Below are 9,641 nucleotides of genomic sequence, written 5' to 3'. Positions count from 1 at the left end.
GGCGGGGCCTGCACCGGCAGCGGCGGGTGGGGCAGCATGCTGGCTGGAAAGCCCCGCCGGGCGAGGTGGCGCGTGCGGCGGCGGCGGAAAAAAAGCGCCAGCGCCAGCCCCCAGATAAGGAGCGGCCGGCGCCTGCCAGTGGCCGGCGGGCGCGGGCGCGTTGATGCCGGTGGGCCACTGGCTGTGGCCGGGCGCGGCGGGCATGCTGGTAACGGACCGGACAAGCCCGGCTTTTTCGTTGCGGGGTGCGGCGGCCACGGCGGCCACGGCAGCAGGCGTGGCCGCCCAGAAAGAAGGGGCCGCCGGCTCAAGGTCGGACAGGCCGACGATGCGTGAGAGGGGGGCGGACGCGGGCAGCAGCTGCACGCCGGGCCGGGCTACAGCAGTAGCGAGCGCATCGGCGGGGGCTGTGGGGGCGGGGGCTTCAGTAGTATCGGCAGCGGGAGGGGCCGCCGCCGTGGCCGGCTCCGGCAGGGCTTCTGCCGGAAGGGGGGCCGGGTTTTCGTCGGCCGGCAGGTGGGGGTAGAGCGCCACCACCGGGTGCCGGGCAGCCAGCTGGTACACCAGCGGCAGGGTGGGGGGCAGGGCCGAGCCGCCGAGCACGGCCACTTGCGGGTCGGCATCGTCCCAGGCCAGCAGCAAGACGGAGAAATCGGGCGGGGTCATGGACAAAGCAGAGGGAGGAAATGCGGCCTGCCAGCGGCGGGGTGGACAGCTCGGCCGTGAATTAACCCCCAATGCTACGGCAGCGGGGTCGTATTTGCCGAAAAAACCCTTTGGCCGGGCGCAGAAAAAAGTAACTTGCACACTTGCGCTGCATGCCGAAAACCCGGCCCGACATTGTTTGTCTAATTTTTTGAGGCGTTTGCCTTTTGCTTAGAACTACTTTATGAATTCGATTCAGGAAAATAACTACATGGTGAACGACCTGGCGGCCAAGAGCCACCAGGAGCATTATCCCGGCGAAGTCATTCGCGCCGAAGAACTCAACAACCACCGCTTCCTCTTCAATTGCCAGAACGGCGTGCGCCTGCTGCTGCACGTGCTCAGCGACAAAATCCTGCGCTTCCGCTACCTCACCGACGGGCCGCTGAACCCCGATTTCTCCTACGCCGTGCCCGCCGACGCCACCACGCGCATGGCCCCGGCCCTGGTGGAGTTCCGCGAAAAGCCCGACCACTACCGCCTCACCACGGCCCGCCTCATCTGCCTGATTCAGAAGGATAACCTGCGCACCCGCGTGCTCGACCGCTCCGGCACCATCCTGAGCGACGACGAGAAGGGCTTCCACTGGGAGTACGACTACGACACCGGCAACGACATCGTGAAGATGAGCAAGCAGGTGCCCGCCGGCGTGCATTACTACGGCCTCGGCGACAAGCCCGACAACATGAACCTGCGCGGCAAGCGCTTCACCAACTGGGGCTCCGACACCTACGGCTACGTGAAGGGCACCGACCCGCTCTACAAGAATATCCCGTTCTACCACGTGCTGCACCAGAAAATTGCCCACGGCATTTTCTTCGACAACACCTTCAAGGCCAGCTTCGACTTTGCCTGCGAGCGCGCCGACGTGACCAGCTTCTGGGCCCAGGGCGGCGAGCTGAACTACTACTTCATCTACGGCCCCACCCTCATGGAGGTGGCCCAGGAGTACACCCTGCTCACCTGCCCGCCCGAGCTGCCGCCCCTCTGGACGCTGGGCTACCACCAGTGCAAGTGGAGCTATTTCCCGGAGAGCAACGTGAAGGAAATCACGTCGGGTTTGCGGGATAGAAAAATCCCCTGCGACGCCCTCTACCTCGACATCGACTACATGGAAGGCTACCGCTGCTTCACCTGGAGCAAGGCGCACTTCCCCGAGCCCAAGCGCATGGTGCAGGAGCTGGCCCAGGACGGCTTCAAAACCATCGTCATCATCGACCCCGGCATCAAGATTGACCCCGACTATTCGGTGTACCAGGAGGGCATTAAAAAAGGCTACTTCTGCCGCCGCGCCGATGGCCCGCTGATGAAGGGCTCGGTGTGGCCCGGCCTCTGCAACTTCCCCGACTACACCAACCCCGAGGTGCGCGAGTGGTGGGCCGGCTTGTTCAAAGAGCTCATTCAGGACATCGGCGTGAAGGGCGTGTGGAACGACATGAACGAGCCGGCGGTGTTCGAGAAAGGCACCTTCCCGCCCGATGTGCGCTTTCACTACGACGGCCACTGGGCCTCGCACCAGAAGGCGCACAACATCTACGGCATGCAGATGGCCCGCGCCACCAACGAGGGCGTGAAGCGCTTCAGCTACCCCAACCGGCCCTTCACCATCACGCGCAGCACCTACAGCGGCGGCCAGCGCTACTCCTCGGGCTGGACCGGCGACAACATTGCCAGCTGGGAGCACCTCTGGCTGGCCAACATCCAGTGCCAGCGCCTGAGCATCTCGGGCTTCAGCTTCATCGGCTCCGACATCGGCGGCTTCATCGACACGCCCACCGGCGAGCTCTACGCCCGCTGGATTGCCCTGGGGGCCTTCCACCCGTTCTTCCGCACCCACTCCTCCGGCGACCACGGCGACCAGGAGCCCTGGAGCTTCGGCGACGAGGTGACCGACCTGGCCCGCTACTTCATCGAGCTGCGCTACCGCCTGCTGCCCTACATGTACACCGCCTTCTGGCAGTACGCCACCCAGGGCACGCCCATGCTGCGCCCGCTCACCTTCCTCGACCAGAACGACACCGAAACCTACCTGCGCATGGCCGAGTTCGGCCTCGGCGACCACCTGCTGGTGTGCCCCATCACCACGCCCGGCGCCGATGGCCGCTGGATGTACCTGCCCCGCGGCGACTGGTTTTACTACTGGACCGACACGCCCCAAACCGGCGGCAGCGAAGTCTGGGCCGCCGCCGACCTCACCCGCATTCCGCTCTTCATCAAGGCCGGGGCCGTGGTGCCCATGCAGCCCGTGATGCAGTACGTGGGCGAAAAAGTGGTCGAAGAGCTCACCCTGCACGTGTACTACAAAAACGGCACCGCCGAGAGCGTCCTCTACGACGACGGCGGCGAGGGCTACGCCTACCTCGAAGGCCAGAAAACCGTGCGCCGCTTCACCGTCACCGGCTCCGCCACCGACCTCGTCCTCACCCAAACCATCGAAGGCGACTACGCGCCCAGCTACGCCACCTACCGCGTGGTGCTGCACGGCGTGGCCGGCGCCATCGCCGTCGCTGCCGACGGCCAGGCTGCCGAAGTAACCGACGCCACGCTGGAAACGGGCCTCACCCTGCCCAGCCTCGTGGTGCCCGTCAGCTTCGGCGAGGTGCGCGTGAACGTGGTGCCGGCTGGGGCGGGGAAGGGGGAGGTGCCGGTTGCCTAAATAATGGCGCGAGGTTCTGTCGTGTACTATTGAGCAAAGACACTCCTCCTTTTTGAAGCCACCGGAAAAAATTTGAGAAAGATGGAAGATGATATGCATTCAATAACTCCCACGACTTTTGACACCGAACTCATAGAGCAATTGGGAACAGAAGCATTTCAATTGCAGAACCCAACCCCATTTTTCTCCTTAATAGAGCGACAGCTGCCCATAGTTGGTAGTATGGCAACAGGAGGCGAATTGCTTTGCGCAAAAGCAGATGCCACTTCCAACGATTGGATTGAAATGGTAAGGTCAGCAATAGTTAACTGTGTTGAGCCTCGTTCTCACCAAGACTTATCAGTTGTGGTGGTAGGTGATAACATGATAAACTATGCTTATGCCCTGCGGTATAGTTGTTTTGTTGACTATCTATGGGACTTTTTCTCCATACCACAAGATACTTATGTTCTCTTGGAGGCAAACAAATTATGCTTTCAATACACTTTTGAAGACGAGCTATTCATCTATCTATTAAACTAAATTCTACTGTCGCAGCACCAGCAAATGCCACCTGAAAACCACAACAGGGCACCCCACGGGGTGCCCTGTTTCGTTCCCGCCCACCCGGCCGCTACGACTGGGGCGGCCCCGGGGCGGCGGGCGTAGCGGGCGTGTCCGTCGCCACGTAGGCCGCGGGCTGGCAAGGCGGTGGCTGGCGCGCGTCTCCGACGCGCTGCCGATTGGGTTCGAGCCTCTGGCTCGGGTCGTGGTTGCGTTGGAGGTAGTGTTGCCATGCCCGAGCCGGAGGCTCGACCCCAGTCGGCACGCGTCGGAGACGCGCGCCAGCAAAGACAGCAAAGAAGTTTGTTAGCTTCGTGCTTCGCCTAACCCCGGCTGGCGCGCGTCTGCGACGCGCTGCCGACTGGCTTCGAGCCTGTGGCTCGGGAATTGCAAACGTAAGCGTCCGAAACCCTACTCCGAGCCACAGGCTCGAACCTAGTCGGCACGCGTCGCAGACGCGCGCCAGCACGGGCAACGTAAGCCAGGACGCGTATCTTTAGCGAAACACCACCGCCTACCTGCCCGATGTCCGACAAATACACGCCGCGCAATCCCGATGGGCTGTATTTCTTGACGCTGACGGCCGTGGAATGGGTCGATGTATTCACCCGCAAAGAGTTCAAGCAAGTCATCGTCGATTCGTTGCGCTACTGCCAGCAGCACAAGGGGCTGGAACTGTATGGCTGGTGCCTGATGCCCTCGCACCTGCACCTGCTGGCGCGGGCGGCCGAAGGCTTCACACTAGGGCCAATTATCCGCGACTTCAAAAAGTTTACCACCAAAACCATCGTACGGCTGGTGCAGGAAGGCCCCGAAAGCCGGCAGGAGTGGTTGCTCTACCGCTTCGAGTACGCCGCCCGGCTCCTGCGCCGCATCGAGTCGCACAAGCTGTGGCAGGACGGCAGCCACGCCCTGGAATGCTATACCCTGGACTTCACGCGCCAGAAGCTGCACTACATCCACCAAAACCCGGTACAGGACTGGACCGTTGCCGAAGCCGAGCATTATGTGTTCAGCTCGGCCGGGGCGTATGCCGGTATACCCGGAATGCTGGACGTTTTATTTATTGACCGTTAGCGTTGCGCATTGCTGGCGCGCGTCTGCGACGCGCTGCCGACTGGCATCGAGCCTGTGGCTCGGATTGGGGTTTCGGACGCTTACGTTTGCAATGCCCGAGCCACAGGCTCGAAGCCAGTCGGCAGCGCGTCGCAGACGCGCGCCAGCCGGGGATGTACCAACCGCGCACGCCAGCCACCCAAAACCACAACAGTGCACCCCACGGGGTGCCCTGTTCCGTTCTTACTTGCCCGCCAGCTACAACCGGCCCGGCATCTTCGGGCCGCTGCTGGGGGCGGGCGCGTCGGTCACCACGTAGTCCCGTACTTGCGGGCGTCGGTGGTGGCGTAGAGGGCTTTGCCGATGGCGCAGAGGTCAACCAGTTTCTCGTAGAGGGCATTGCCGGCCAGGATGCGGACATCGGCGGCGCGGCCCCGGGCGGTTTCGGCGTCCTGCTGGTCGCCCAGCAGCTTCAGAAACTCGGCGGCCGAGGTGGCCAGCACGAAGAGGGGTCGTTGGGAGCATTGTCAACCGCTGGCTGCCATCTTTGGGGTTACCACCTTTCCTGTTCCTGCATCTGATGAAACTGTTGCTCCTGCCGCTGGCTTTTCTGCTCCATTGCTTCGCGCCGCGCCCGCCGCGCATCGACCTGAGCGGCTATGTGGTCTGCCAATCGGCCATGATGGAAGCCAGCTTCGACCGATTGACCACCTACGCCCGCACCCAGCACGACTGCCGCAACGGCGAAGTGGTGCTGGCCTTCGAAAAGCGCCTGAGCAAGCCTACTGAAAAGGCTGAATTTGAAATTGCCGATACGGTACACGTCAGAATGTCGGCCGCCCGCCAAATCCTGCACATCACCACTTGCAAAGGCAGCGCCGGCAAGCCCCGACTCTATTTCGTGCTGGCCACTGACACGCCCGACAACCCCCGATACCTGCGTCGCATCCGCCGCGCGTGGGGCCTGAATGCCCAGCACCAGCTAGTGCCCGTGCCCATAAAAACCATTGAGTGCCTGAACCCCGACTACGGCGCCGACTATGCGCCGGCCGTGGTGTGGATTGTAGCCGCAGGTGGCTATATTTGAGAACGGGCTGGCTGCCAGTCGCTTTCACTCCTTTCCCTTGCTGCTGATGCGTTCACGCTACTCCTTCCTGCTGCTGGCCCTGGCGCTGCCCGGTGCCGCCCTCGCCCAAACCGCGCCCGGCGCGCAGTTCACCGACTACCTGACCACGCGCCACAGCCGGCCGCACGTGGTGCTGGGCGTGCAGGCGGCCATGCCGGTGTTTTGGCGGGAGGCGGCCAAGCTGGACCAAACGATGGGCTGGGGCTTTCTGGGGGTGTTTGCGGGCGTGCAGCTCAATGCGCGCTGGACGGTGCAGGCGGGCGTCAGCGCCGATAGAATCAGCCATTCCTACGACATTATTCCCGGCGTTACGGTGCCGCCTGCGCCCGGCCAGCCCACGGGTTCGGGGCAGTTCAAGGAGTGGTTTGCGGCCGTGCCCGTGCAGGTACGCTACCGCTTTGGCCAGCAGCTGGCCCCGCTGTGGTCGCTCGAAGCCGTGGCCGGCCTCACGCCGCAGTGGCAGCAGTACGAAACCCGCGACGTGGCCGCGCTGCCCGGCCAGCCCCTTGCCGAAACCACCACCCGCGCCCGCACCACCAACCTCTACGCCACGGCTGGCCTGGCCGGCGTGCTGAGCGTGGGCCCGGGCGCCGAGGTGCTGTTCGAAACCGCTCTGAACCAGCGGTGTGCCAGCAGCGGCGCCCCCAACCGGAGCGCGGGCCTGGTGCCCACGGCCGGAGTAGGGTTCCGCTACCGGTTTGGCAGCCTGCCCCGGCACACCAGCTATTTGTAAGGCATCGCCCGTCTTATTGCTCTCTCACCTTCCGGTCTGTTGTTCATGAAACGCACTTCCACTTTCCTGCTTGGCTGGGCGCTGCTGGGCTGCTGCCTGGCCGCTCACGGGCAAACGGCCCCCGCCTCGCCGCCCCAAAATCCGTCGGTGAAAGCGCAGCCGGGCCCCAAAGTGGCCGCCCAAAAACGCTCAGCGTTTGCCACGCCCCTCATCAAAGACACGGCCGCCTTCGGCCGGAAGTTCCGCCGCTCCGGCCGCCCCGCCGACGCGGTGCCCAATCGCATCCGGCCAATGAAATAGGGTTGGCTTCATAACCGGTGCGCCGGCCGGGCAGGAGCAGGGGGCCACTAACGGCCGCGTTCGTGCTACTTTGGGGGCATTATTTGCGGCCTAACCCTGCATTTTATGCCCGGCACCACCATTCAAGCCATTAGTATCTACAAGCTGCTGGTGCCGCTGCGCGAGCCGTTCGTCATCTCCCTCGGGCCGCTGCTGGCGGTGGAAAACGTGGTGGTGGTGCTGCGCACGGCCGATGGCCACGTCGGCTACGGCGAGTGCAGCCCCTTCCTCACCATCAACGGCGAGAGTGTGGACACCTGCTTCATCGTGGGCCAGTATTTCGCCCCGAAGCTGAAGGGCCGCGACGCCCTGGACCTGGCCGGCAACCTGGCCGAGCTGGACCGCATCATCTACGGCAACAGCAGCATCAAAAGCGCCTTCGACATTGCCCTGCACGACATTGCCGCCCAGCACGCCGGCCTGCCCATCTACGAATTTCTGGGCGGGAAAAACGACAAAACGCTGACCACCGACATGACCGTGAGCCTCGGCCCGCCCGCCAAAATGCAGGCCGATGCCGTGCAATTTCAGCAGGAAGGCTTCCCGGCCATCAAGGTGAAACTGGGCGGGACGCTGGACGACGACGTGGCCCGGATTCGGGCCATTCGGGCGGGCATCGGCATGGAGCACCCGCTGCGCGTGGATGCCAACCAGGGCTGGGCCACGGCCGACCACGCCATTGCCGTGCTGCAGGCCCTGGGCGGGTTCAACATCGAGCACTGCGAAGAGCCCATTCTGCGCCAGCACTTCATGGAGCTGAGCCGGGTGCGGGCCGCCTCGCCCATCCCCATCATGGCCGACGAAAGCTGCGGCGACGAGCACGACGCGGCCCGCCTCATTCAGTTGCAAGCCTGCCAGATGCTGAACATCAAGCTGGGCAAGTCGTCGGGCTTCCACCGGGCCCGGAAAATTGCGAAGCTCGGCGAAGCCGCCGGCCTCACCCTGCAAGTGGGCGGCTTCCTCGAATCGCGCCTCGGCATGACGGCCGCCGCCCACCTGGCCCTCACCAACCCCGCCATCCACCACTGCGATTTCGACACGCCCCTCATGTTCACCGACGACCCCGTAGCGGGCGGTTTCCGCTACCGCCCCGGCGGCGTGATTGAAATGCCCACCGGCCCCGGCCTGGGCGCGACGATAGACGAAGTCTGGCTAAGGCGGGCCGAGCAGGTGCATTTTTGATGGCGACAGTTAATCCCAGCGGTTACGCTGCCATCCTGAGCACAGCGAAGGACCTTACCACGCCCGGACCTTTTGCGTTTGCTGCAAAGAGTTCAGGCGTGGTAAGGTCCTTCGCTGTGCTCAGGATGACAGGCAAAATAAGGTTACTGCACCACCAGCTTCTGGCTCACCAGGCCCTTGCCCGTGAACAGCTGCAGGGTGTAAAGACCGGCGGGCAGGGCGCTCAAGTCCAGCTCGCGCGAGGCAGTGGCCACGGCGGCCGCTTCGCGGCGCACCACGCGGCCCGTCACGTCGAGCACGGTGAGCGGGGCGGCCAGCAGGGCCGGCTCGGTGCTGCTGAGGGTGTAGCGGCCAGTGGGGCTGGGGTTGGGCGCGGCCGTGACGGCGGCGTTGAGGGCGGCGTTGCGGGTGGCCGTGGGCGTGAGGCCCAAGTCAATGTCGTCGATATAGACCGCCGTACCCGTGGTGATGTGGCGGGCAATGCCGGACACGAACATCAGGTGCACCGAGTCGGGGGTGGCGGCCGAGAGGTAGGTGACCGGGAACGAGGCCAGCGTGTAGGTGGCCGAGGGGTTGGTGAGCACCTGCGTCACGTAGCCCACCGTTTGGGAGGCCCCGTTCACGGTGGCCGTCAGCTCCAGCTGCACGTAGGCCGAGTCGGCCACGGCGTTGGTGCCGGCCAGCTTGTAGTAGAACTGCAGGTTGGCCGGGCGGCCCGTGAAAGGCACGCCACCCAGCGAGTTGGTGGAGCTGGTGGCCGCCCGGGGGCCCAGCACGAAGTAGCTGGAGTAGCCGCTGGCATCGGTTACGAGCTTGGCCGCGTAGGAGCCGCTGTGGGTGTCGGTGGTTTTGAGCAGGGTGCCGAAGCTGGCGGGCAGCTGCTGGCCGGCATCCTGGGCCACGAGGTCATCGTCGGTAATCCAGTTGGTGGGGGCTTCCACGCCGGTGCTCACGGCGGTGGTGCGGGTGGTCCAGGCCTCAAGGTCGAGGTTGGCCACGGACTGCGCCTGGGAAGCTCCCAGGCTGAGAATGCTGGCCCCGGCCGCCAGCGCAAAGCGGGTAATGGTTTTCATAGCGGAAACGCGTTAGAAAGTGAAAGAGTTGGCCAAACCTAGCGCACCGCTCATTTTTCAGTCCCTCACAATCGACAGAGCCGGGCGATAAGCCGACCAATCTGCCATTCCCGCATTGCCACCCGGGCCGGGGCGGCGCTATTCCACCGCCAGCCGCAGGGCCTGCCCGCCGCCGCGCACCACGTAGAGGCCCGGCCGCAGCCCGGCCGGCAGCACCAGCTCCAGCGG

At 64.3% G+C, this 9,641-nt stretch carries 9 protein-coding genes and 1 pseudogene; 7 read left to right on the top strand and 3 right to left on the bottom strand.

The window, feature by feature from the left end; all coding sequences use genetic code 11:
- A pseudogene (locus ACYVHT_RS23105) lies at positions 1-666 on the bottom strand (hypothetical protein); the annotation flags it as partial.
- A 223-nt stretch (positions 667-889) separates the two neighbouring features.
- On the opposite strand from ACYVHT_RS23105, the gene ACYVHT_RS23100 reads away from it, so the two are divergent.
- The 3 genes from ACYVHT_RS23100 (at position 890) to ACYVHT_RS23090 (ending at position 4,981) form a co-directional block, all read left to right on the top strand.
- Positions 890-3,361 (top strand): glycoside hydrolase family 31 protein, encoded by a 2,472-nt coding sequence (locus ACYVHT_RS23100; RefSeq protein ID WP_460557731.1) that lies wholly within the window; start codon positions 890-892, stop codon positions 3,359-3,361.
- 81 nt (positions 3,362-3,442) lie between these two features.
- The gene (locus ACYVHT_RS23095) at positions 3,443-3,883 is read left to right on the top strand and encodes a hypothetical protein (RefSeq protein WP_460557729.1); all 441 of its coding nucleotides are present in this window, start codon (positions 3,443-3,445) and stop codon (positions 3,881-3,883) included.
- 546 nt (positions 3,884-4,429) lie between these two features.
- A complete protein-coding gene (locus ACYVHT_RS23090) occupies positions 4,430-4,981 on the top strand; it encodes an REP-associated tyrosine transposase (protein WP_460557727.1) in 552 nt (183 codons plus the stop codon).
- Between the two features lie 287 nt (positions 4,982-5,268).
- On the opposite strand, the gene ACYVHT_RS23085 is transcribed toward ACYVHT_RS23090, so the two are convergent.
- Positions 5,269-5,463, bottom strand: a complete 195-nt coding sequence (locus ACYVHT_RS23085; RefSeq protein WP_460557726.1) for a hypothetical protein — start codon at positions 5,461-5,463, stop codon at positions 5,269-5,271.
- A gap of 77 nt (positions 5,464-5,540) precedes the next feature.
- Here ACYVHT_RS23085 and ACYVHT_RS23080 point away from each other — a divergent pair, with 77 nt between their 5' ends.
- The 4 genes from ACYVHT_RS23080 to ACYVHT_RS23065 all read left to right on the top strand — a co-directional run bounded on the left by ACYVHT_RS23080 (position 5,541) and on the right by ACYVHT_RS23065 (position 8,340).
- On the top strand, positions 5,541-6,047 hold the full coding sequence (locus ACYVHT_RS23080) for a hypothetical protein (protein ID WP_460557725.1): 507 nt from the start codon (positions 5,541-5,543) through the stop codon (positions 6,045-6,047).
- Between the two features lie 46 nt (positions 6,048-6,093).
- On the top strand, positions 6,094-6,819 hold the full coding sequence (locus ACYVHT_RS23075; RefSeq protein WP_460557724.1) for a hypothetical protein: 726 nt from the start codon (positions 6,094-6,096) through the stop codon (positions 6,817-6,819).
- 45 nt (positions 6,820-6,864) lie between these two features.
- Positions 6,865-7,119, top strand: a complete 255-nt coding sequence (locus tag ACYVHT_RS23070) for an invasion associated locus B family protein (protein WP_460557722.1) — start codon at positions 6,865-6,867, stop codon at positions 7,117-7,119.
- 105 nt (positions 7,120-7,224) lie between these two features.
- Complete coding sequence (locus tag ACYVHT_RS23065) at positions 7,225-8,340, top strand: mandelate racemase/muconate lactonizing enzyme family protein (protein WP_460557720.1); 1,116 nt, start codon at positions 7,225-7,227, stop codon at positions 8,338-8,340.
- Between the two features lie 143 nt (positions 8,341-8,483).
- Here the strand turns inward: ACYVHT_RS23065 and ACYVHT_RS23060 are convergent, their stop codons facing one another.
- A complete protein-coding gene (locus ACYVHT_RS23060) occupies positions 8,484-9,413 on the bottom strand; it encodes a T9SS type A sorting domain-containing protein (RefSeq protein WP_460557718.1) in 930 nt (309 codons plus the stop codon).
- Positions 9,414-9,641: the final 228 nt, after the last annotated feature.

Source organism: Hymenobacter daeguensis, assembly GCF_054780555.1.
The sequence above is the reverse complement of the archived record's forward strand: the minus strand, read 5'-3'. Positions and strand labels throughout refer to the sequence as shown.